Below are 20865 nucleotides of genomic sequence, written 5' to 3' on the forward strand. Positions count from 1 at the left end.
TTGTGTTAGAGGCTCTCGGGCCGCTGAAGCAGGTCCGATACGCGCTTGAGAAGCACCCCCGCCCCGCCACCGTCCACAACCCGGTGGTCGAAGGTCAGCAGCAGCTCCGCCTCGGTGGCCGGGATGAAGGTCTCCACCTGCTCGCTCCACACCGGCTTTTTCCTGCCCGCACCGATCCCGAGGATGAGGGTCTCGTTGGGCAGCGGGATGGGCGTGCCGGTGGTCAGCCCGAAGGTGCCGAAATTGGTCACGGTCGCGATCCCTCCGCGCGAGTCCTCCTCGGTGAGGCGGCGGCGTCGGGCGCGATCCACGAGGTCGTCATACTCGGCGACCAAATCCGCAAGCGATTTCTCATCGACTTTCCGGATCGTGGGAACGACCACCCCGTCCTCCACCTGCACCGCCACGCCGATGTCAAAGGAGCGCGGGTGCACCACCTTTTCGCCGATCAGGTAACCGGCGGTCATCGGCTGCTCCTTGAGCGCCAGGGCGAGGGCGCGAAGCAGGTAAAGCGTCATGCCCGGCTTGGGTGATTGGGCGCGGCGGTGGTCTAGCAAGCGATCCAAAAGCACAGGCATGCCCACGGTGGCGAGCGGTCTTGTCCAGCTGCGCCGCATCGCATCGGCCACGGCCATGCGCATCGGCGAGGCGGGGACGCTGGGCCACGACTCGAGGTAATCGAGGAAACGCTCGAGATCTTCCACCGTGACACGGCCACCCGCACCGGTTCCGGCGACTGCGGAAATGTCCGCTTCGCGCAGCCCCATGTCGTCCATTCGTGCGCGCATCCTCGGGGAAATGTAGTGGGCGCCCATGATCCCGGTAGGCACCGGCAGCCCTTTGACGCTGGGGATGATGCTCGGATCCTCCTCGTAGGAATCCCCGTCGAGCGCGAAGTGCAGGTTCTCCTCATCGCCGGATTTCTGTTCCGGCTGCGGATCGCGCTTCGCCTCCAGGGATTCCGTGGTATCGACCCCAGTCCTCGCGACCTCCTCCTCAGTGACTTCCAGCATGCCCAGGAGGGAACCGACGGAGTAGGAAACGCCTTCCACCGCACGGATCTCGGAAACGATGCCGTCGCACAGCGTGGTCACGCCCATCACCGCCTTGTTGGTCTCCACCTCGATGATTTCCTGATCCGTCCGGACGGCATCCCCCACCTGCACGCCGAGGCGGATCACGGTCGCTTCGGCGATGGATTCTCCGAGCTGGGGCATCAGAATGGGGACGGTCGGCATGATCTTGGGGGTCAGAAGGATAGGAGTTTTCTCAGGGCATCGCAAATCGACTCCGGGGTCGGCCTGTGGGCTGCCCAGAGCTTGGGGTGGTAGGGCACGGGGGTGTCGCGGGCGTTGAGCCGCTGCGGCGGTGCGTCCAAGAGATGGAAGCCTTCCTCGGTCACTTTCGCCACCACCTCTGCCGTAACGCCGCCCCATGGGAAAGCCTCGCCAATGGCGAGCAAACGCCCCGTCCGCGCCACGGATGCCAATACGGTATCGAGATCCAGGGGCTTCACCGAGCGCAGATCCACCACCTCGATTTCCCAGCCATCCGCCTGCAGGCGATCCGCAGCCCGCACCGCCTCATGCACCATCGCGCTGTAGGTGACGACCGATGCGTGTTTTCCGGGTCGCGCGATTCGCGCCCGCCCGATGGGGAGGTGCTCGCCGTTGATCGCCTTGGATTTCAGCCAGCGGTAGAGGAACTTGTGCTCGCAGTAGATCACAGGGTCATCGAGCTTCACCGAGTCGATGAGCATGTGGTAGGCGTCGGAAACGGTCGCCGGCGTGACCACCACCAGACCCGGATATTGCGCGTAGATCCCCTCCATGCTCTGGCTATGGAAGGGACCCGAGCCCGGGGTGCCGCCGGAGGGCAGGCGCACGGTGATCGGAATGGGCATCCCTGTGCGGTAAAAATGCGTCGCCGCCTGGTTGACGATCTGGTTGAAGGCGATCGAAGAGAAATCCGCGAACTGCATCTCCACAATGGGTCGCATGCCTTCGATGGCCGCGCCGACGGCAAGGCCTATCATCGCATCCTCTGAGATCGGGCTGTCGAAAACCCTGTTTGGAAAGGCATCCGAAAGCCCCTTGGTCGCCTTGAAAGCCCCCCCGAAATTCGAGATGTCCTGGCCGTAGAGGAAGACCCTGGGATCCTCGCGCAGCAAGGTTTCCTGCGCCTCGCGGATTGCATCGATGTAAGTCACGCTCACGGTGCCGGGATGGGGAAACGGGTTGATAATGCGGTCCAGTTTTCCCTGTAGGGATCCGGCACCGGTTCCTGCTGCGCCTGCGCCACCGCTTTCTGCACCTCCTCGGCGGCCTCTTCCTGCCATGACATCAGTTCATCCACAGTTGCGTATCCGCCCTCGGCCAGTTGCCGCATCGCCACCTCGATGCAGTCCCGCCCATAGTGCCCGCCTTTCGCGGAATCCGGCACATACGATCCGTCGTCGTGCTCTCCGTGGCCGCTGAGCCGCAGCAAATGGGCGACGACCATCTGCGGCCCCTCGCCTTCCCTGGCCTTCCTGACCGCGCCGCCGATCACCTCCGCGCAGGCCAGCAGATCGGTGCCATCCACCGAGTGCCCGCCGAAACCGTATCCCTTCGCCCGCTCGACCAGATCCGCACACGCGAACTGGCGGTGGTTCGGGGTGGAGTAGGCGAACTGGTTGTTTGCCACCACCACCACCATGGGCAGGTTTTCCACCGCTGCGGTGTTCATACCCTCGTGGAAAGCCCCGGTCGAGGTCGCGCCGTCGCCGACCGTGGTCGCGCCCACGCAGCCATCGAGGCAGCCTTTCAGCCGTTTCGCGAAAAGCATGCCCGCGATCAACGGCACCTGGGCGCCGAGGTGGGAAATCATGGCGGGCATGCCCATCTCCGGCCTGCCGCGATGGATGTTCCCGTCGCGCCCTTTCATCGGCCCCTCGACGGAGCCGAGGTAGGTGCGGGTGCAATCGATCATCGGCTCGCCGAAGGCCGTCCTCCCCGCCTGATCCCGGATCAGCGGCGCGAAGCAATCCTTCCCCTGGATCAGCGAGGCTCCGAGCGTCGCGCTCACCGCCTCCTGGCCGCGCCCGAGATAGACGCCGCCTACGATCTTCCCGGCCTTGTAGAGGCTGGAGAGCTTGTTTTCCAAAATCCTCGCCCGCAACATCGCCCGGAACGATTCGCGCAGGTAATCCTTCCGGGGAGACATCGCGGCAACGTTTGTTATCTCTTCTGCGAAGGGCACGCACGAGGCTATGCCGCCGCAAGCCTTCCCTGCAACCGCTTTCCTCTGCATCCTGACCGCAAACCCCGCCTAGCCTTGGGCCGCCTTGCGGAAGCATCCCTTCACCTGCCCGCCAATGAGCTCCATGGGAACCCCGTGGCTGGCGCCCGGACAGATCCGCCCGGCGCGGGAAGCCCCAGTCCACTGCCCCCTTGCAGGCGCGATTTCCAAATCACGGTTCCTCTCTCTCCAGCCCGTGCGACAGCCGGATCGCATACAGCAGGGGAAAAATGCAGAACACGCCGAATGCGCAGTCGATCATCTGCCAATAGAAAGGGATGCCACGTATCGGCCCGCAGATCAGTGCCAGGGGAATGACGAGCACGCAGGCGGCCACGCCGATGTGCAGCACACCCCGGTAACGCACCGGCTCCCGGTATGGGAGGATGAAAAACAGCGCGATCACGATGTGACCGAAGGCCAGCCAATCCGTCCCATAGGCGATGAACGGATAGGCCGCGTAGGTGACATCCAGCCCCTCCCTGACTTTCAGGATCCACGCTGTCAGGCCGGAGTAATTCGCGGGATTCAGGTCCGCCGAATTCCCCGTGAAAACAGCGGCCAGGAAATTCAGCTCGGTGAGCAGGGGGAAGGCCGTCACCCCGCTGACCACCAGCCCGAGGATCACGAATGCAATGACGATGCGGAATTTGCTGAGCATGTGCATCGACCCCGCGCTAGGCCGGGATCAGATCCTTGACCGCGTCCCTTTCCTCAAGCAGCTCATTGATCGTCGCATCGATCTTGCCTTGGGAGAATTCGCTGACCGGCACACCCTGGACAACCTCCCATGAGCCATCCGCCTTGGTGCGGATCGGCATCGAGGCCATGATGCCTTTCTCGATTCCATAGGATCCGTCCGAGCAGACGGCGACGGAGTGCCAGTCGCCTTCCCGGGTCGGCGTGATGAGGCTTTTCACCGTGTCCATGGCGGCGTTTGCGGCGGAAGCCGCGGAGGAGGCGCCGCGTGCCGCGATGATGGCCGCGCCGCGCTGCTGGACGGTCTTGATGAACTCGCCCTCCAGCCACCCCTTGTCGGTGATGACCTCGGTGGCAGGCTTGCCGTTGATCTTGGCGTTGGTGAAATCGGGATACTGGGTTGCGGAATGGTTGCCCCATATGCAGAGGTTCGTGACCTCGGAGCAATGCGCCCCGGCCTTCGCGGCGAGCTGGCTTTTCGCACGGTTCTCATCCAGCCGTGTCATGGCAAAGAAGCGGTCGGAAGGAACGCCCGCCGCATTGCTCATTGCGATCAGTGCGTTGGTGTTGCACGGGTTTCCGACGACCAAAACCCTCACGTCCTTCGCAGCGACACGTGCGATCGCCTGTCCCTGGCCGGTGAAAATCTTGCCGTTGATGCCGAGCAGATCGGCACGCTCCATCCCCGCCTTGCGCGGCACGGAACCTACCAGCAAGGCCCAATTTGCGTCCTTGAAGCCCTCGTCGAGATCCGTGGTGGCCACAACTTCCCTGAGCAGCGGGAAGGCGCAGTCATCCAGCTCCATGACCACTCCTTTCAGCGCGGGCAGGCCCGGCTCGATCTCGATGAGGCGCAGATTGACAGGCTGGTCATCGCCGAAGACGAAACCCGAGGCGATTCGGAACAGGAGTGCGTAGCCGATCTGGCCAGCGGCTCCGGTGATGGAAACTGTGATTGGTGCTTTCATGGTTGTGTGGTTGGGAAAAAAATTTACGGGCGAATGCTACGCCCGCCCCCTTTGCGCTGGCTAGGCGAATCTGGCCTTTTCCTACGCAGGGTTTACCGGGGCGGCTTCATGGCGCCGGCGAGCGGCCGCCGTCATGCCCTCAGGCCAGCCGGAACGGCTCCGCGATCTCGAACCACGGCGTGACCTCCGCCTGGGTGGCGCAGTGCAGGGCGGTGGCGGTGTGACCCATTTCCGCAAGGCAGTTTGCGAAGCGGGCGGTCGCTTTTTCCGGGCAGTTGCAATCCGAGCTGAGGTGGCCGAAGACGATCTGGAGCAGATCCGCATGGGAAATTTCCCGCAGCAAGGCCTCGACCTGGACGTTGGAAAGGTGGCCGTGGCGGGAGGAAATGCGCTGCTTGATGGACCACGGGCGCTTGGTGTCGGCCTCTAACAGATCATCGTCGTAGTTCGCCTCCACAAACAGCGCGGCAAGACCCCGCAGGTGGTGGATCATGCCTGAGGTGACGTGACCCGCATCGGAGACCAGGCCGAAGCGCAGGCCCCGGCTATCGACCACGAAGCCGACGGGATCTACCGCATCATGCTGGATGGAGAAGGACTGCACGGCGAGGTGATCGATGGCGAACGCCTGTCCGGCCACGAAGGTTTTCCAGGTCGCCTCAAAACCCTGTTCGCGGACGACGAAAGCGGTCTCGGCGGTGGCATAGATGGGCGTCGGGTGTTTCCTGAGGAAATGTTTCAGGCCGCGTATGTGGTCGCCGTGCTCGTGGGTGAGGAGGATTCCGGAAAGGGAGGCGGGGTCAATGCCGAGGGATTCGAGGCGGAGGCAAAGCTGTTTCGCGGACAGCCCGGCATCGATGAGGATGCGGGTGGAGCCGCACTCGAGGATGGTGGAATTCCCGGCGGAGCCGGAGCCTAGGACTGCGAATTTCACAGCTTGGAAAGTTCGTAGGAGTCCTTCCCGTCCTTCACCGCCCAGCCTTGCGCGGCGAGTTCGTCGCGGAGCTTGTCGGAGGTGGCCCAGTCCTTGGCGGAGCGGGCGATCCAGCGGGTTTCTGCGAGGTCGCGGATCGCGGCGGGAATCTCTGTGGTTTCGGAGGAAATTTCCGGGAGGGTGATGCCGAGGGCGCGGAGGATGCGGTTGAGGCCGGCGAGGGCGGCGGCGGCTTCGGTGCCGGTGAGCTTGGAGGCTTCGCGCAGGCCGGTGAAAATTCCGCCGAGTGCGCCGGGGGTGTTGAGGTCGCCGTTGAGCGATTCCCAGGCAGCCTGGAAGGGGCCGAAATCGGCGGACTGGAGCTGGGTTTCCCCGTCCATGTTTTCGGCGAGCTTGGCAGCGGATTTCGCGAGTTTCCCCAGGGCTTCCTTGGCTCCGGAGAGCGACTCCAGGGTGAAATTCAGCTGCTTGCGGTAGTGCGCGCCGATGAGGGTGTAGCGGACTTCCATGGCGGTGAAGCCTTTGGCCTCCAGATCGGAAAGGGTGTACATGTTGCCGAGCGATTTCGACATTTTCCCGCCATCCACGAGCAAGTGGGAAGTGTGGAACCAATGCGCCGCGAAGCTCCCGCCGCAGGCACATTCGCTCTGGGCGATCTCGTTCTCGTGGTGCGGGAAAACCAGATCAACCCCGCCGGAGTGGAGGTCGAAGGAATCGCCGAGGTATTCGCGTATCATCGCGGAGCACTCAAGGTGCCAACCGGGGCGGCCTTGGCCCCATGGGGATTGCCAGAAATTTTCCCCGTCCTCTTCCCTGCGGGCTTTCCACAGGACGAAATCGGAGATGCTGTCTTTCTCATACTCGTCGGCATCGGCGCGGGCGTTCTGGGTTTTCCCGAGATCGAGCTCGCGCTCGTCGAGGCGGGAGAGCCTGCCGTAGCCGGGGAAGGAGGAGATGCGGAAATAGACGGAGCCGTCCTCGGATGCGTAGGCGTTACCCTTTGCGATGAGCTCCGCGATCATCGCGATCTGCTGCGGGATATGCTCTATCGCGGAGGGCTCGATGTGCGGCGGCAGGCAGGCGAGCGCCTCGCAATCGGCATGAAATTTTTCCGTCCATCCCTCGGTGAATTCCTTGAGCGTCTTCGCGGCCTTCTGGGAATCGCGTATCGTCTTGTCATCGACATCGGTCAGGTTGCGGACATGCAGGGTGGCGGTGCCGCCGGTCTCCAGCGTGCGCCGGAACACATCCTGGAGCACGAAAGTCCTGAAATTCCCGATGTGCGCCGGGCCATAGACCGTGGGGCCGCAGCAATAAAAGCGGTAGGTTTTCCCATCGAGTGGGCGGATTTCCTTTTCGGTGCGGGAAAGGGTGTCGAAGAGACGCATGGAGGGGTTCTACGGTGGCGGCGCGGAAGATGGAAGCCGGGATTGCTTCCCTGCGCACCGAGGATACGCGAAGAAAACAAACGTCGTGGATGGTTTGTTGGCCAATGCCCCAATGATGGGTTGCCTTCGCCAAAGCCCATGAAAAAACACGCTCTCATCCTTTTGCTCGCTTTGGCATCCACGACTGCCGCTCACAGCGCCGGTGGCCAGGGATTTTTCCTGGTCCTAGTCGTGGTGTTCAAGGCGCAACGGCGGTCTGGCGGGTTTGCCTTTCGATGTGATGGATGCTCTGGATGAGGAGCAGGATGGGGATGGCGACTCCGGGGGAGGCTTTCCCTGAGGCGGCTGTTTGCCCCTTTGCTCCGAGGCCTTTGTGGCCGGGGTCGAGGCGGAGCTTGCCGGGGTGAGGAAGGATGGGGCTTTGGCGGCGGAGATCCATGGCCGCTTCAGCTGCCGGATGCACGATCTGAGCGAGTTCATGAAGACGCTGCTGCAAAGTTTCACCCGTTGGTTCAACCGGACGCACCAGCGCAGCGGAACACTGTGGGAGCAACGCCACAAGAGCGTGATTGCCTGATGAATTATTTCGCCCGTGGCGATGAAGTGTCAGGCTTTCTCGCTGCGCTCGGCTGTGGAGAGCGGTGTGGCGGCGCGGACGATGGCGGCATACATTGACCTCAACCCGGTGCGGGCGGGGATGGTTTCCGGCCCGGCGGGCTATCGCTGGAGCGGCTACGGCCAGGCGGTGGGCGGCTTCCTCCTCCGGAAGCCGGGGAAGCTTGGCGTTGGGAGCAAGGGGTTCGTGAACGAGGCGTTGGCGGCGGTGCGGGAGAGGTTTTCCGAGAGAAGAAAAGACGGCGCGCGTCGGATGCGGGGGTACGGAAAGGCGGCGTCGGGGGGCTCTGGAGTATGAGGGATCTGCGGGTGGGGGTGGGGTGAAGGGACGTGGGAGGATTCGGGCAATGACAGACAGATTGCCAATAGCCTTGGTGCAGGCCAGCGGTGGGGCATTTTACCTGAAATCATCGTGAGTGGAAAAGTCATTGAGTTGCAGCTGAAATTACGGGTTGCCGCCGATTTCGTGGGTGCATAAGAATCACCTCCCCCGATGACCGATCTCTCCCCAATCCTTACCGACCGATCGAACCCAATCCACATCCACCTGATCGGCGTCGCCGGATCCGGGATGAGCGGGCTGGCGTTGCTCTTGCTAGGCATGGGGCACAAGGTTTCTGGATGCGACCGCGTCACAACCTCTGAGACAGACCGGATGCAGGGGCAGGGGCTGTTGTTTTCCTGTCCGCAGACGGAGGCTTCCGGAAAAGGGGCGGATCTGGTGGTGTATTCCTCGGCGATCCGTCCGGAAAACCCAGCCTATGCCGCAGCGGTGAAGGCGGGCACCCCACTGATCCGCCGTGCGGAATGCCTCGCGGCCATCCTCCACACCAAGGCGGGCATCATCATTTCCGGCACACATGGGAAAACCACCACCTCCTCGATGGCCGCCCACATCCTCCGTGAAAGCGGGTTGAAGCCATCCTACTATGTCGGCGCGGAAATCCCGATTCTCGGCGCGAACGCCCGCTGGGAGGAGGATGGCCGTTCCATGGTCGCGGAGGGCGATGAATCCGACGGCACCCTCGCCCTCTACCGCCCGGAGCATTCCGTGATCCTCAACATCGAGGCGGAGCACCTCGATTTCTACCGCGACCTCGACCACATCAAGGAGGTTTTCGCGAAGCTCGCCGACCAAACTACTGGAACCATCGTATATTGTGCCGAGAGCGGGGTCGCCCGCGAAATCTGCGCCGGGCGGGCGAACGCGGTCTCCTACGGCTGGGAAAGCACCGACGAGCACACGGACTACACCGCTTCGGAGATCCGGGATCTGAAAGGTTCCTCCGCGTTCAAGGTGAAGAAGAACGGCAAGGTGCTCGGCGACATCGAGCTGGCCATCCCCGGCGAGCACAACATCCTCAACTCCCTCGCAGCGATCGCGGTTGCCGACAGCTGCGGCGCGGAGTTTTCCCTGATCGCCCGCGCTCTTTCCTCCTTCGCCGGTGCCAAGCGGCGTTTCGAGACGAAATATCTCACGCCCGCCTATCGCATCGTCGATGACTACGGCCACCATCCCACCGAGCTGGCCGCAACGTTGCAGACGGCGCGCTCGCTCAAGCCCGCGCGCGTGGTTGTGCTTTTCCAACCGCACCGCTACACGCGCACCCAGGCGCTGGCGGATGAGTTCGGGAAAGTCCTGCAGGCCGCGGATCTCGTTTTCATCACCGACGTCTATCCGGCATCCGAGCCGCCCATCCCCGGGATCACCGGCCAGACACTCGTCGATGCGATGAGGGAAAACGGCGATATCCCCGCGAAGTTTCTCCCCGACCTCGCCACCGCCCACCACGCAGTCGGCAACTCACTCGAGCCCGGTGACCTGCTCATCACCCTCGGCGCCGGCAACGTCCACGAAGCCGGCACCCGCATCGCCGCCGATCTCAAGATCCTCGAGGAAATGATCGCCCTGCTTCCGGAGGGGAACATCGACGGGAAACTCTACGAGCCGATGCGCAAGCACACCACGCTGCTCGTCGGCGGCCCGGCGCAATACTGGATCGAGCCGCATGCGTTCTATGCCTTCGCGTTCCTCGTGGATTACTGCCGGGGGCGCGGCATCCCGATCCGTGTCGTCGGGCGCGGATCGAATATCCTCGTCCGCGACGGCGGCATTCCCGGCGCGGTCATCCATCCCACCGGCGGGGCGTTTTCCGAACTCTCCATCGACGCAAAGGGTCATGTCGTCGCAGGTGTCGGCGTGCGCCTGAAGAAACTCGCATCGTACGCGGGCGCGCACGGGATCGGCGGATTCGAATGGATGGAGGGCATACCCGGGAACGTCGGCGGCTCGCTGCGCATGAACGCCGGGGCCATGGGGATCGAGACCTTCGACCAGGTTGTCCGCGTCACCTTTCTCGACGAGGATGGCGTGATCCGCACCCGCGAGCGGGATGAGATCGTCGCGGACTACCGGAACGTCCGCGAGCTGAGGAGGAACTTCGCGCTCCAGGCGGTTTTCAAGGGCAAGAACGACAGCCACGAGAACATCAGGGAGCGCTGGCAGGAATCCCGGGAGAAGCGCAAGAACACACAGCCCATCGCCGCCTCCGCCGGCTGCACCTTCAAGAACCCGGAGGAAATCCCCGCAGGCCGCCTGATCGACTCGCTGGGACTGAAAGGAAAGGCTGTCGGCCAGGCCGCCGTATCCGACGTGCACGGGAATTTCATCGTCAACAACGGCAAGGCCTCCGCCAAGGACATCATTTCGCTCATCGAATCCATCCGGAAAACCGCGAAGGAAGAACGCGGTGTTGACCTTGAAACCGAGGTCAAGATCATCGGCGAAGAGGAACCCACATTCTAAGACCATGCTCGAAACAACAAAGATCGCAGTCCTCATGGGTGGGCCCGGCGCCGAACGGCAGGTCTCGCTGGCCTCCGGAAAGGCCGTCCTGAACGCCCTCCTTTCGCTCGGTCTCGATGCCGTTCCCGTTGACGTCACCGGCATGGAGATCAATCTCCCGGAGGGCACCGGCCTCTGTTTCAACCTGATCCACGGCACCTTCGGCGAGGACGGCCAGCTCCAGGAAATCCTCGATGCAAAGGGCGTCCCCTACACCGGCGCGCGCGCCACCTCTTCTCGCACCGCCTTCGACAAAGGCCTCGCGAAGCAGGCTTTCCTCGCGGCGGATGTGCCGACCCCGAAGTCCGAAATCATCGACTGCACCGATGGTCCGGTACTGCCGTCGTTTCCGCCGCCCTTTGTCGTGAAGCCACCCCGGGAGGGATCTTCCGTGGGCATCGAGATTGTGAAAACCCAGGCGGAGGCGGAGACCTCCATCGCGAAAGCCTCCGGCCACTCCAAGGATCTGCTCATCGAGGAATTCATCTCCGGCCCTGAGCTTACCGTGCCGGTCATCGACGGGATCGCCTACCCTGTCATCCACATCATCCCTCCGGAAGGAGTTTATGACATGGCCGCGAAATACCCTTGGCTCACCGGGACTTCCAAAGGCTCCCAATACATCTGTCCCGCAGACCTCGATCTGGAGACCACCATGGCCGTGCAGGCTGCAGCCGTCGCCGCCCACAAGTCGCTGGGTCTTGAGGTGTATTCCCGTGTCGATGTCATGCTCGGTGCGGACAACAAGCCCTATGTCCTTGAGGCGAACACCATCCCAGGCATGACGGAAACCTCGCTTTTGCCGAAATCCGCCGCCGCCGCCGGGCTTCCTTTTCCCGAACTCTGCCGGAAGATCGCGGAGCTTTCCCTCGCCATCGGATAAGAATCCGAAAATCGGAAGCTGATTGACAATCAAGGTCAGCTTACTAGGATGCACCCGGCGCTGATTGTATCGTCCGGATTCCGCGATCCGGGCGGTAAGGTGCCATGCATCAGACACCCCGCTCCATGCGCAAACGATCCTCAAGGGCACGAAGCCACCGGCACCATGCAAAGGTTCTGCAGGCGGATGTGATGTCGCCGCGGATCGCATGGTTCACATTCCTCGGCTTCCTGCGGGGTCTCGGCAAGCTGGCGCTTGTCATCGTGGCATTGCTTGCGGCGGCCTACGGGATCCGGCAGGCCGTCGAGCATACCTTCCACCGGAATCCGGATTTCCGCCTCCAGGCGATCAAGCTCAACGAAAACGATGTCCTCGACGAGGAGGAGCTTGTCACCCGCCTGCGCATCGACCTTTCCTCGAACATCTTCGATTTCGACATAGGGCGGCTCGAAAGGGAGCTTTTGGAAATGCCGGCCATCGCCACTGCAGAGGTGGAGCGGAACCTGCCGGGCACTCTGGATTTCCGCATCACCACGCGCAAGCCCGCGGCGTGGATCGCGTGCGCGGAGGAGGGTTTCCAGGCCGGGCGGAAAGCTGGTCTGCTGCTCGTTGACCATGACGGCTTCGCCTATCCATGCCCTGTCGGCCAGGCGGAGCACGGCCAGGATCTTCCCGTCCTCATGCTGGCATCCGATCCCGCCCATCCCATCCGCCCTGGGAAAACCCTCGAACATCCGCAGTACGGGCATTGCCTCAAGTTGCTCAAGGCCATCGTGGCGAACCACCCCGGGGAGCTTCGGATGGTCGATGTGATCTCGCAGGCGAACGAATGGTCCCTTACCATGAGAACCCGCAGCGGAACGCTCGCGACCTTCGGGCTGGGGGATCACGGCAGGCAGCTTGGGAATCTCGCCATTGCGCTCGACCATTCCCGCACCAAAGGATACCACATCGAGACGATCAACCTGATCCCGAAACGCAATGTCCCCATCACAGTCTCCGGGGACGACGCCCCTCCCCGCGCCATCCCAGTGCCGGAGGAAAGCGTCGTGGGGGCACCTGCCGACAGGCGCGCCGAGGACATCCACAACCTGTTGAACCGAAACTGAGGATCCATGGCACGACGCACGAAAATTCATGTCGGATTGGAAATCGGCACCAGCAAGACCTGCATCGTCGTCGGCGAGGTGAAGCCCGACAGCGCGGTGAAAATCCTCGGCATCGGCGTCACGAAATCGGCCGGCGTGCGCAAGGGTGAGCTCTCCGATTTTCCGCAGGCACGCGCCTGCCTGAAGGACGCCCTGGCCAAGGCAGAGGACGCCAGCGACGTGGAGATCGGCTCCGTGTTCCTGTCCGTGACGGGCTCCCATCTGCAGGGGGTCAACAACAGCGGTGCCTTCCGGCTTCCCGAAGGCCAGCAGAACGTGCTTGAGGAGCACCTTGAGGAGGCTTGCAGCATCGCCCGCGACGTGCATTACCCCCAGGATCACGTCTGCCTCCACACGATCATCCGGCAATACCGCGTTGACGGGCTTGAACAGATGGCCTCGCCCATAGGTCTTTTCGCGAAGACCGTTGAGGCCGACTACCACATCGTCCATGGCATAGGCAACCGTATCCAGAACTCCATCAAGCTCGTCCGCGAGTGCCCTCTGGAGGTGGATGACATCGTATTTGCGCCCATCGCCACCGCACAGATGGCGCTCGACCGCGAGCAACGCCAGCGCGGTGCCCTGCTCATCGACATCGGCGGCGGCACGACCGATTACGCCTTGTATCTCGACGGTTGCATCGCCGCATCCGGCTGCATCCCGGTCGGCGGCGACCACGTCACCAATGACATCCACCTCGTCACCGGATTGCCGTTTTCCAAGGCGGAGAAACTCAAGTGCGCGGAGGGCAACGCCTCGAGCGATCCGTCGCTCTCCGTCGGCGTCGCGAAGCTTGCCGATGAGAGCGGCTTCGCGGATGTGGAGGTCAAGCGCTCCATACTCAACGAGGTCATCCGCCAGAGACTTGAGGAAACGCTGCGGCTGGTGCGTGCCAGGCTTCCCAAGGGCGCCGTCGAATCCCTCGGCGCTGGTGTTTTCCTGACCGGCGGAACCAGCCTGATGAACGGATTTTCCGAACTGGCCTTCGATGTTTTCGGGCGCGACATCTACCGCCCGGAGCCGCCCGATTCCACAAGCTCCGACCATCCGTCCTTCAAGGATCCGCGCTACGCCACTGCCATCGGCCTCATCCGCTACGCCCAGATCCTTGAGACGGAAAACTCCAGGCCACCCGGTTGCATCGGGAAATTGCTCGGCCTGTTCTGGCCGTTTGGCAGGTGAGTTGCCATGGTCGTGCATCAAACGCATGACAATTTTCCCGTAACAAATATCCTTTCCCGAAATGATCACATACACACGCGAATCCCTTGAAGACATCCCATCCACGGCCGTCAAGATCGTCGGCCTTGGCGGGGCGGGAGCCAACATGCTGGAGCGCATCGCCCTCGACGGCCTCGAAGGCACGGATCTGCTCGCCCTCAACACCGACATACGCACCCTCGGCTCCTGCCTTGCGAAGGAAAAGATCCAACTCGGCGTGAACCTCACCAAAGGCCTCGGCACCGGCGGGGATCCGGAGCTGGGCCAGCAAGCGGTGCTGGAGGCGGAGAACGAGATACGCAAAGCCCTCAAAGGGCAGGGGATCGTGTTCCTCTGCGCCGGGCTTGGCGGCGGCACCGGCTCCGGAGCTGCCCCCATCATCGCCAGGATCGCCAGAGAGGAAGGAGCCTTTGTGGTGGTGTTTGCGACGATGCCCTTCTTCTTTGAGGGGCGCCGCCGTCGCGAACAGGCGGAAACCTCGCTCAACCAGCTCGCCGTCCTTTCCAACGCCCTGGTCACATTCGACAACAACCGCATGGGCGAGCTCGTCCTTGCCAAGCAGGGAATCCACGAGGCGTTCGCCGCCGCGGACAGGATGATCTCGGAGTCGATCAAGGCGGTGATCCGACTCGTAGTCCGCCCCGGCATCATCAACGTCGGCCTGGACGACCTGATGTCCGCGCTGCGCACCACGCGCTCCCGATGCCTCTTCGGCTCCGGCATGGCGGATGGGAAAGACCGCGCCTCCAAGGCTTTGCGCAACGCCCTCTCCAGCCCGTTGCTCGACCAAGGCTCCTTGCTCAGGGAAGCCCAGACGGTGCTCGTCCATCTTTCGGGAGGCGAGTCGCTGACGCTCTTCGAGATCGAGCTGCTCATGCGCAGCCTCCAGAAGCATGTTCCGGAAAACGCCCACGTCCTCTTCGGCGCGGCGATCGACCCGGCGATGGGAGACAACCTTTCGATCACGCTCATCAGTGCGTTACCCGAGGATGCCCTGGCAGCCGGAGCGAGGGATTCCATCAGTTTTTCCGAGCCTGGCACGGAACCGCCCCGCGCCGAAAATGCGCCGGAACCTCCCATAGAAAACCCCTTCAGCGAGATCGACGGAAAGGAAAAGCAGAAGGAAGCGGAGCAAGCCGCCCCGCAGGAAAATTCTGGAGAAGCATCCGCCGAGGAGCCTCGGAAACAATCGATCCCGGAGCCGCGCTCCAAGATCGCAATCAACATCGGGGAGGATCTCACAGGGCTTTTCGGTGGCAGCGGCGAGGATGCCCCGGAGGAATCCGCCGCGCCGGAGCCTGAGGATAAAGGCGAGGATGAGCGCCCGTTCGCGGAAGTCGCGGCTGCGAAAGGCGGCGAACAGGCCGCGGATGAAGCGGCTGAGGAGAAATCGCCTGCCGAGGAACCGGTGAAAGAGAAAGCCAAGCCCACCTACCCTCCCTCGCCGAAGCGCCGCATCCCCTCGAAGCCGATCTGGGGCAAATCGGATTCATCCACCAAGCCGAAGGTGGAAACGGTCGATCCCTTCGAGGAAGGGGACATCACGGAGGAGAGCGAGCCGCCCGTCAAATCCCCGGGGCCGGATCTGAAGCTTGATTCCAAACATTCCACCGGCCAGAGCGAGCTGTCTTTCGACACCGCGCCGCGCGGGCGCTTCGAGGGTGAGAACCCGAACGTGTTCGATGGCGAGGATCTCGACCTGCCGCCATTCCTCCGCAAGAAGAAGTCCTGATGGAACAAAGGAAAATGCCTTCGCCCGTTTCCGGGGGAAGGCATTGGGAAGAGGTTTGCTTATCCGCGCTTATTTCCTTTTGCGGCGCAGGAGCATCAAACCGGATAGCGCAACCAGGCCCAAAGTGGCTGGCTCAGGGATCGCCTTGGAGCCGCTGAAGCCCACCATGTTCTGGTATTTGGAGTTCGTCAGGTAGGTGATGTTCGCCGCAGAATAACTGTTGATGTTCGTGAGATACTGGTTTGCCAGTGCCCTCGTGCTGGAACTCGGGCTTGTGTTGGTCACACTCACGTTACCGCTGGAGAGGCTGAACGTGGACGAATTCTCTGCCGTGACCTCCCAGATCGCCCATTGGATTGAAGTGGTCTCCTTTTCGTGGCCAGCATTTTTTCTGTTTTATTGATGCCTTTGGCGGGTCTTCGGGGGACTTGGTTGTTGTATTGGTTTCGTAGCGGGTGAGGTGAAATGGAGAGGCTGGAGCGTAGCGGAAGACTAGCAATGGAGCCTCACCCGCTACGCCGCCGCCCCGGTCAGGCGGCTTGGCAGGCTGGCGGTTCGTAAACCGACCACGGTGTGCCGTAGCCGTGAGTCTGGTGCTTCCGGCGGTGGTTGTAGAACTCCATCCAGTCGGCGGTCAGGGCACGGAGTTCGGGGATGGTCCGGTAGCTCCAGAGCCGCAGCTTCTCATACTTGAGGCTGCGCCACAGGCGCTCGATGAACACGTTGTCCATCCAGCGCCCCCGGCCATCCATGCTGATCTGGATTCCATGGCCTTGGAGTTCGGAGATCCAATCCGCCCCTGTGAACTGGCTGCCCTGGTCAGTGTTGAAGATCTTCGGCTTGCGCCCTGTGCTGCGCAGCGCGGCGCGCAGCGTGCGGACACAGAACGCACTGTCCATCGTGTTGCTGATCTCCCAGGCGAGCACGGCGCGGCTGTGCCAGTCCATGACCGCCACCAGGTAGGCGTGGCCTTTTTCCATGGGGATGTAGGTGATGTCGGCGCACCACACTTCATCAACGGTGCTGATGTCCCGGTTGCGCAACAGGTAGGGGAAGATCCTGTGCCCTTTGCAGGACACTCGTCGAGGGCTTCGGCACCAGGGCTTCGAGACCCATGATGCGCATCAGTCGCCGGATGCGCTTGCGACCGAGGAAATAGCCGTGATCCTTGAGGTTTTCGCGGAAGTTCCGCTGTCCGTAAAACGGGCATTCCATATGGAGGTTGTCCATGATGGCCATGATCCTGAGGTCTTCTTCGCTGGTCTTGGTGGGGCGTGCTGCGAGCCGGTTGCGGTTGATCCCCAGGAGCTTCGCCTGCCTGCGGATCGAGAGTTTCCTGTCGCTGGGATCGATCATGGCCTTTCGCTCAGATCGATTCCCAGCTGCTCGCACTTTTTTTCGAGGAACTCCTTCTCGATGAGCAGTTGGCCGATCTTTCGCTCCAGATGCGAAGTCCGGCGCTCCTGCTTCTCGGCGCTTTGGTCCGCCGCGTTCTTGCGCTCGAAGATCGAGGCCATGTGGTCTTCGAGATCCTTCTTCCAGGTGCTGACCTGTGAAGGGGCGATGTCGTTCTCCTGGGCGATCTGCTGGATGCTCTTCTCGCCCTTGAGCGCCTCGGTGGCGACGCGGGCCTTGAACTCGGCGGTGAGGTGTCTTCTCTTTCGTTTCATTGGTCTGATTTCGGGGTAATTCGCCCCTCTCAGACCAGTCAAAGTTTCAATAAACCGCTGGCTCCGTTTTCCGGGGCCACTTCACTGCGTCAAGTCAATCCCCACCCCTCCGCCATACGCTCACCATGGATCTCGTCCACTGGAATTTGCGGGCGGTCTCTCGGATGAGGAACGGCTCGTCGCCAACGCTTTCAAGTTCGAAGCTGTGGCGGAGGGAATCCCTTAGCCATGCAAGCGTATCACCGGTCGGCCATTTTTCAGGCGGTGTGAATTCCCCGAGCCAAGTGCAGGGCGTTGCTATGACCAGCTCGCCACCGGGGTTTAGCAGATCGGGCAGGCGCTCGAGCAAAAGCTTAGGATCCGTAAGGCGGCAGATCAGGTTCGCAGCGTGCACCCTGTCGAATTTTCCCAGATCCTCAGGCAGGTGCATGGCATCGCCCTGCATGAAAGCGGCTTTGGAAAGATCTGTTCCAGCGGGGGCGGTCGCCTTCATTGCAGTCGTGCGGTGTGCCTCTTCACGGCGGGCGTATGTCACGGAGTTTCCTTGTTGGAGTATCTTTGCGGCATCGATGAACGCGTGGGAGAAGTCGATCCCTGTCACTTGCGCGCAAAGGCGCGTCATTTCAAAAGTGGAGCGTCCCACAGCGCAGCCGAGATCTAGCCCGCGGGCGACATGCTTGTCCGAAAAGTGCGAGACGGTGCGCACCGCGAAATCCAGCGCATCATGCATCCCCGCAGGCCATCCCACATCCGGCGGCAGGATCTCCTCCGCACTCCCGTAATGGAAAAGCAAGTAATCGGCGAGCACCCCGCGATCTTCGTAAACGTCGCTCATCATTCAGGGTTCGAGGTTTTCCACGGCTTCCCTCGCCTCATCCAGCCTCGATAACCCGGCCTGCGCCTCTTCGAATGAGATCCTCGCATCCTTGTCGGTATCGTAGAAAGCGATGACATCCCCAACGGGTATGCCGCTCAGGCGCTCCGCATCCGTCAGCTCGGAAGCCGTCAGATGCCCGTCCCCGTTGTAATCCCAGCGGTCAAATTTTTCCAAAAGCCCTATCATCTGGCGCTTGACCGGCCCGGGGCTCGGGGCGCAGGCGGCTAGGGTGAAAACCAAAAGGCAAAACGGCTTTTTCATGTGGGAAGATGCTGGAGTGCCGGGGCGCATTGGGCAAGGTTTGTGCGATGAGATTTCGTGTGGTTGTCGCCGGGAAGCCCGCGCTGGATTATGCCAGGGCGGCGGTGGAGGAATACATGAAGCGCCTGCGAAGGCATGGCACCTATGAAATCGTGGTCGTGAAGGCGGGCGACAGCGAGGCCGTTTCCGCGAGGCTGCTGGATGCCTCCGAAGGCTGCTATCGCATCGCGCTCGACGAGCGCGGCGAAGCACCGGCTACACGCACACTCGCAGCAAGGATCGACGCGTTGGAAATGAATGGGGAGGTCAAGGCTGTTGCATTCCTGATCGGCGCTTCCGACGGCCACAGCCCGGAATTGCGAAAGGCTGCGGACATGGTGCTTTGCCTATCCAGCCTGACGATGCAGCATGAGTTGGCTCTGGTCGTGCTGCTGGAGCAGCTATATCGCCTTGCCACGATCAAATCCGGATCCCCATATCACAGGGACTGACAGAATCAGCGGCGGAACTGGTTTTGCGGCAACATGCCGAATTGCCCGCCGCCCTGCCCTGCGACAGGTGTGTTCCACGGAATGGGGCTCGTATTTGATACCGGGCCGTTGGGCTTAGTGGCCTCATCGGCACAGGATGGGAAGCTGATGGCTGCGATGGCGAGCAGGAGAATGCGTTTCATGGCTGAGAATGGAGCGGTTTTTCCGGCCAATGCAAGCGGCGGGCACAGGGAAGATCAGTTGCTGGAGGGTTTTGCAAGGATCACGCTGTCACCCGGCTGGATGCGGACTCCCGGCGAAAGCGCCTTGAGGTCGATCTCTGCGATGGTCTGCGTCGGTTCGATGGCGGATGGGTTGACCTTTGCAATGAGGCGGCCATCGCGTTTCACGAGCAGTGAAGTCTGCGGGGTGAAGCCGGAGTTGGAGCCGGCTCCGATGACCAGGAAGCCCCAGTCATGGTCAACTGCGGTGACGCGGGCTTCCATCGCATTGCGCGCGATGCGGTTGCTGCGAGCGTCCTTGCGCTCGACGAGGCGCTGCACCTCGGCCTGCTTGGTGGAAAGGGTTGACTTGGCTCCATCGACGAGGGTTTCGAGCTCCTCAAGCTTGGCGCGCCTGGTTTTGATGTCTTCGCTGATTTCGTTCACCTTCTCGGGGAGGTTTTCCAGGGTCACATCTCCACCGAGGTCGCCAAGCACTTTCTGGACTTCCTCGATGGCCTTGTTGAGTTCGGCAAGCTCCGAGTCCTGCGCGGCAATCTCCGCGTCGAGCTTGGCGCTCTCGTTTTTGAGTGCGTTGCCCGTCGATTCAAGGGCGATCACGCTTTGGGTGGCGACCTCAAGGTTGTTTTTGGATGTTTCGAGAAGGGCTTTCTCGTCCACGATGTCGGAGTCAGCCTTGTCAGCGGTAGCGGTGACCTGCTTGTTCGTTTCGATGGCCAGAAGGCGTGCGTCCTGGGTCGCCTGGAATTTTTCAGACATGGTGAAGCTGAAATAAGCGGCTGCGGCGCAGACGAGGATGGCCAGGATGGGAGCGATGAATTTCATGGATATGGGAAGGGGTTTTGGTCCGGTTCTGGGGATCAGTTGGCGGCTGCTTTCTTTTGCTTCGCGGAAGGCACCACGCGGTCTCCGACCATGAGGGTGACATCCTGGGCGATGGAGTCCGGGATGATGCTGGCCGATGCGCTGCGGCTTTCCACCGCCGTGACCAGCAGGCGTGCAACGGTTTCCCCCTCACGGACGACATCGAGAGTGGAGTTCGCGTTGACGCCGGCGTTGTTGCCGTCGTTAAGGGTCACGAAGCCCCATGTCGGGTAGATGCTACGGATGCTGGTATTGAGGGATGGCAGGGACTCCCCGTTGCCGAGGATCTTGAAGTCGTTGTTGCGCTTGTCCGCATCGGCTTGGGCGGCGGCGTTCTGTGCGGTCAGGTTGGCGAGGCTCGCCTCGGTGTCGGTGATGCTCTGGCCGAGTTCCTCGCGCTCCACGCGCATGGCCTTCATTTTGTCGGCAAGGCTGTTGATCTCGCCCACTTCGGCGATCTTTTGGCGGATGTCATCCAGCTGTGCCTTGTTCGCCTCGATGGTGGCGGCCTTGGTTTCGTTTTCCGACTTCATCTTCGCGTTGGCTTCCTGGAGTTTCGCCTCCTCCTCGGATTTCGCGGCAAACTGCTCATCGATGCCGGCACGCTCGATGGGCAGCGCGGCAAGCACCTCCAGGGCGGCCTTCAGGCGTGCCTGGCTTTGCGCAAGGCTGGCCTCCTCGCGGTTCTTATTGGAAATCTCATCCTCCAGGCGAGTTTTGTTTTTCATGGCCACAAATGCTGCGACCGCGAGGATGATTGCTGTGA

Annotated in this window: 24 protein-coding genes; 7 read left to right on the forward strand and 17 right to left on the reverse strand. The window is 62.1% G+C overall.

All coding sequences use genetic code 11. The features are described 5' to 3' along the window. Positions 1-5: 5 nt before the first annotated feature. The 8 genes from HZ994_14725 to HZ994_14760 form a co-directional block, all read right to left on the reverse strand. Positions 6-1238, reverse strand: coding sequence for a 2-oxo acid dehydrogenase subunit E2 (locus tag HZ994_14725; protein ID QTN33513.1), 1233 nt, complete (start codon positions 1236-1238; stop codon positions 6-8). A gap of 11 nt (positions 1239-1249) precedes the next feature. After that, a complete protein-coding gene (locus tag HZ994_14730) occupies positions 1250-2215 on the reverse strand; it encodes an alpha-ketoacid dehydrogenase subunit beta (protein QTN33514.1) in 966 nt (321 codons plus the stop codon). Then, on the reverse strand, positions 2212-3162 hold the full coding sequence (locus HZ994_14735; protein ID QTN34411.1) for a thiamine pyrophosphate-dependent dehydrogenase E1 component subunit alpha: 951 nt from the start codon (positions 3160-3162) through the stop codon (positions 2212-2214). Before HZ994_14735 ends, HZ994_14730 begins: the two co-directional genes overlap by 4 nt. A 289-nt stretch (positions 3163-3451) precedes the next feature. Beyond that, the gene (locus tag HZ994_14740; protein ID QTN33515.1) at positions 3452-3946 is read right to left on the reverse strand and encodes a hypothetical protein; all 495 of its coding nucleotides are present in this window, start codon (positions 3944-3946) and stop codon (positions 3452-3454) included. A gap of 10 nt (positions 3947-3956) precedes the next feature. Further along, entirely contained in the window at positions 3957-4946 is a 990-nt protein-coding gene (locus HZ994_14745) for a malate dehydrogenase (protein ID QTN33516.1), read from the reverse strand. A gap of 139 nt (positions 4947-5085) precedes the next feature. Next, a complete protein-coding gene (locus HZ994_14750) occupies positions 5086-5880 on the reverse strand; it encodes an MBL fold metallo-hydrolase (GenBank protein QTN33517.1) in 795 nt (264 codons plus the stop codon). Continuing rightward, on the reverse strand, positions 5877-7268 hold the full coding sequence (locus HZ994_14755) for a cysteine--tRNA ligase (protein ID QTN33518.1): 1392 nt from the start codon (positions 7266-7268) through the stop codon (positions 5877-5879). Before HZ994_14755 ends, HZ994_14750 begins: the two co-directional genes overlap by 4 nt. A gap of 238 nt (positions 7269-7506) precedes the next feature. Then, entirely contained in the window at positions 7507-7707 is a 201-nt protein-coding gene (locus HZ994_14760; protein QTN33519.1) for a hypothetical protein, read from the reverse strand. Between the two features lie 159 nt (positions 7708-7866). Between HZ994_14760 and HZ994_14765 the strand changes: the two genes are divergently transcribed. The 6 genes from HZ994_14765 to HZ994_14790 all read left to right on the forward strand — a co-directional run bounded on the left by HZ994_14765 (position 7867) and on the right by HZ994_14790 (position 15715). Beyond that, positions 7867-8181 carry a hypothetical protein gene (locus HZ994_14765; GenBank protein ID QTN33520.1) on the forward strand — a complete coding sequence of 105 codons (315 nt, stop codon included), beginning with the start codon at positions 7867-7869 and terminating at the stop codon, positions 8179-8181. A gap of 195 nt (positions 8182-8376) precedes the next feature. Further along, positions 8377-10689, forward strand: a complete 2313-nt coding sequence (gene murC, locus HZ994_14770; GenBank protein ID QTN33521.1) for a UDP-N-acetylmuramate--L-alanine ligase — start codon at positions 8377-8379, stop codon at positions 10687-10689. Positions 10690-10693: 4 nt separating this feature from the next. Further along, positions 10694-11611 carry a D-alanine--D-alanine ligase gene (locus HZ994_14775; GenBank protein ID QTN33522.1) on the forward strand — a complete coding sequence of 306 codons (918 nt, stop codon included), beginning with the start codon at positions 10694-10696 and terminating at the stop codon, positions 11609-11611. A 104-nt stretch (positions 11612-11715) separates the two neighbouring features. Beyond that, entirely contained in the window at positions 11716-12720 is a 1005-nt protein-coding gene (locus tag HZ994_14780) for an FtsQ-type POTRA domain-containing protein (protein QTN33523.1), read from the forward strand. Between the two features lie 6 nt (positions 12721-12726). Then, positions 12727-13944 (forward strand): cell division protein FtsA, encoded by a 1218-nt coding sequence (gene ftsA, locus HZ994_14785; GenBank protein QTN33524.1) that lies wholly within the window; start codon positions 12727-12729, stop codon positions 13942-13944. A 61-nt stretch (positions 13945-14005) separates the two neighbouring features. Continuing rightward, the gene (locus HZ994_14790) at positions 14006-15715 is read left to right on the forward strand and encodes a hypothetical protein (protein QTN33525.1); all 1710 of its coding nucleotides are present in this window, start codon (positions 14006-14008) and stop codon (positions 15713-15715) included. A 69-nt stretch (positions 15716-15784) separates the two neighbouring features. Here the strand turns inward: HZ994_14790 and HZ994_14795 are convergent, their stop codons facing one another. The 6 genes from HZ994_14795 to HZ994_14820 all read right to left on the reverse strand — a co-directional run bounded on the left by HZ994_14795 (position 15785) and on the right by HZ994_14820 (position 18523). Further along, the gene (locus HZ994_14795; protein ID QTN33526.1) at positions 15785-16000 is read right to left on the reverse strand and encodes a PEP-CTERM sorting domain-containing protein; all 216 of its coding nucleotides are present in this window, start codon (positions 15998-16000) and stop codon (positions 15785-15787) included. Positions 16001-16245: 245 nt separating this feature from the next. Next, a complete protein-coding gene (locus HZ994_14800; protein ID QTN33527.1) occupies positions 16246-16794 on the reverse strand; it encodes an IS3 family transposase in 549 nt (182 codons plus the stop codon). Next, positions 16730-17071, reverse strand: a complete 342-nt coding sequence (locus HZ994_14805) for a transposase (GenBank protein ID QTN33528.1) — start codon at positions 17069-17071, stop codon at positions 16730-16732. The genes HZ994_14800 and HZ994_14805 overlap by 65 nt, the downstream gene beginning before the upstream one ends. Beyond that, positions 17068-17385, reverse strand: coding sequence for a transposase (locus tag HZ994_14810; GenBank protein ID QTN33529.1), 318 nt, complete (start codon positions 17383-17385; stop codon positions 17068-17070). Before HZ994_14810 ends, HZ994_14805 begins: the two co-directional genes overlap by 4 nt. Positions 17386-17479: 94 nt before the next feature. Beyond that, complete coding sequence (locus HZ994_14815; GenBank protein QTN33530.1) at positions 17480-18220, reverse strand: putative 4-mercaptohistidine N1-methyltransferase; 741 nt, start codon at positions 18218-18220, stop codon at positions 17480-17482. A gap of 3 nt (positions 18221-18223) precedes the next feature. Beyond that, the gene (locus HZ994_14820) at positions 18224-18523 is read right to left on the reverse strand and encodes a hypothetical protein (protein ID QTN33531.1); all 300 of its coding nucleotides are present in this window, start codon (positions 18521-18523) and stop codon (positions 18224-18226) included. A gap of 47 nt (positions 18524-18570) precedes the next feature. Here HZ994_14820 and HZ994_14825 point away from each other — a divergent pair, with 47 nt between their 5' ends. Continuing rightward, a complete protein-coding gene (locus tag HZ994_14825; GenBank protein QTN33532.1) occupies positions 18571-19014 on the forward strand; it encodes a 23S rRNA (pseudouridine(1915)-N(3))-methyltransferase RlmH in 444 nt (147 codons plus the stop codon). A 5-nt stretch (positions 19015-19019) separates the two neighbouring features. On the opposite strand, the gene HZ994_14830 is transcribed toward HZ994_14825, so the two are convergent. The 3 genes from HZ994_14830 to HZ994_14840 are packed head-to-tail and all read right to left on the reverse strand — an operon-like array spanning position 19020 to position 20827. Next, positions 19020-19196 carry a hypothetical protein gene (locus HZ994_14830; protein QTN33533.1) on the reverse strand — a complete coding sequence of 59 codons (177 nt, stop codon included), beginning with the start codon at positions 19194-19196 and terminating at the stop codon, positions 19020-19022. A gap of 54 nt (positions 19197-19250) precedes the next feature. Further along, positions 19251-20060 (reverse strand): hypothetical protein, encoded by an 810-nt coding sequence (locus HZ994_14835; protein QTN33534.1) that lies wholly within the window; start codon positions 20058-20060, stop codon positions 19251-19253. A gap of 35 nt (positions 20061-20095) precedes the next feature. Further along, positions 20096-20827: a hypothetical protein gene (locus tag HZ994_14840; protein QTN33535.1), complete on the reverse strand. Its 732-nt coding sequence runs from the start codon at positions 20825-20827 to the stop codon at positions 20096-20098. Positions 20828-20865: the final 38 nt, after the last annotated feature.

The organism is Akkermansiaceae bacterium (genome assembly GCA_017798145.1).
Classification (GTDB): domain Bacteria; phylum Verrucomicrobiota; class Verrucomicrobiia; order Verrucomicrobiales; family Akkermansiaceae; genus Luteolibacter.

What these genes read in the sequence shown, in the direction of transcription:
- HZ994_14725 (QTN33513.1), bottom strand. Translation starts at nt 1,238, where the DNA reads ATGCCGACCGTCCCCATTCTGATGCCCCAGCTCGGAGAATCCATCGCC.
- HZ994_14735 (QTN34411.1), bottom strand. Translation starts at nt 3,162, where the DNA reads ATGTTGCGGGCGAGGATTTTGGAAAACAAGCTCTCCAGCCTCTACAAG.
- HZ994_14740 (QTN33515.1), bottom strand. Translation starts at nt 3,946, where the DNA reads ATGCACATGCTCAGCAAATTCCGCATCGTCATTGCATTCGTGATCCTC.
- HZ994_14745 (QTN33516.1), bottom strand. Translation starts at nt 4,946, where the DNA reads ATGAAAGCACCAATCACAGTTTCCATCACCGGAGCCGCTGGCCAGATC.
- HZ994_14755 (QTN33518.1), bottom strand. Translation starts at nt 7,268, where the DNA reads ATGCGTCTCTTCGACACCCTTTCCCGCACCGAAAAGGAAATCCGCCCA.
- HZ994_14760 (QTN33519.1), bottom strand. Translation starts at nt 7,707, where the DNA reads ATGGATCTCCGCCGCCAAAGCCCCATCCTTCCTCACCCCGGCAAGCTC.
- HZ994_14765 (QTN33520.1), top strand. Translation starts at nt 7,867, where the DNA reads ATGAAGTGTCAGGCTTTCTCGCTGCGCTCGGCTGTGGAGAGCGGTGTG.
- murC (QTN33521.1), top strand. Translation starts at nt 8,377, where the DNA reads ATGACCGATCTCTCCCCAATCCTTACCGACCGATCGAACCCAATCCAC.
- HZ994_14775 (QTN33522.1), top strand. Translation starts at nt 10,694, where the DNA reads ATGCTCGAAACAACAAAGATCGCAGTCCTCATGGGTGGGCCCGGCGCC.
- HZ994_14780 (QTN33523.1), top strand. Translation starts at nt 11,716, where the DNA reads ATGCATCAGACACCCCGCTCCATGCGCAAACGATCCTCAAGGGCACGA.
- ftsA (QTN33524.1), top strand. Translation starts at nt 12,727, where the DNA reads ATGGCACGACGCACGAAAATTCATGTCGGATTGGAAATCGGCACCAGC.
- HZ994_14790 (QTN33525.1), top strand. Translation starts at nt 14,006, where the DNA reads ATGATCACATACACACGCGAATCCCTTGAAGACATCCCATCCACGGCC.
- HZ994_14805 (QTN33528.1), bottom strand. Translation starts at nt 17,071, where the DNA reads ATGATCGATCCCAGCGACAGGAAACTCTCGATCCGCAGGCAGGCGAAG.
- HZ994_14810 (QTN33529.1), bottom strand. Translation starts at nt 17,385, where the DNA reads ATGAAACGAAAGAGAAGACACCTCACCGCCGAGTTCAAGGCCCGCGTC.
- HZ994_14815 (QTN33530.1), bottom strand. Translation starts at nt 18,220, where the DNA reads ATGAGCGACGTTTACGAAGATCGCGGGGTGCTCGCCGATTACTTGCTT.
- HZ994_14820 (QTN33531.1), bottom strand. Translation starts at nt 18,523, where the DNA reads ATGAAAAAGCCGTTTTGCCTTTTGGTTTTCACCCTAGCCGCCTGCGCC.
- HZ994_14825 (QTN33532.1), top strand. Translation starts at nt 18,571, where the DNA reads ATGAGATTTCGTGTGGTTGTCGCCGGGAAGCCCGCGCTGGATTATGCC.
- HZ994_14830 (QTN33533.1), bottom strand. Translation starts at nt 19,196, where the DNA reads ATGAAACGCATTCTCCTGCTCGCCATCGCAGCCATCAGCTTCCCATCC.
- HZ994_14835 (QTN33534.1), bottom strand. Translation starts at nt 20,060, where the DNA reads ATGAAATTCATCGCTCCCATCCTGGCCATCCTCGTCTGCGCCGCAGCC.
- HZ994_14840 (QTN33535.1), bottom strand. Translation starts at nt 20,827, where the DNA reads ATGAAAAACAAAACTCGCCTGGAGGATGAGATTTCCAATAAGAACCGC.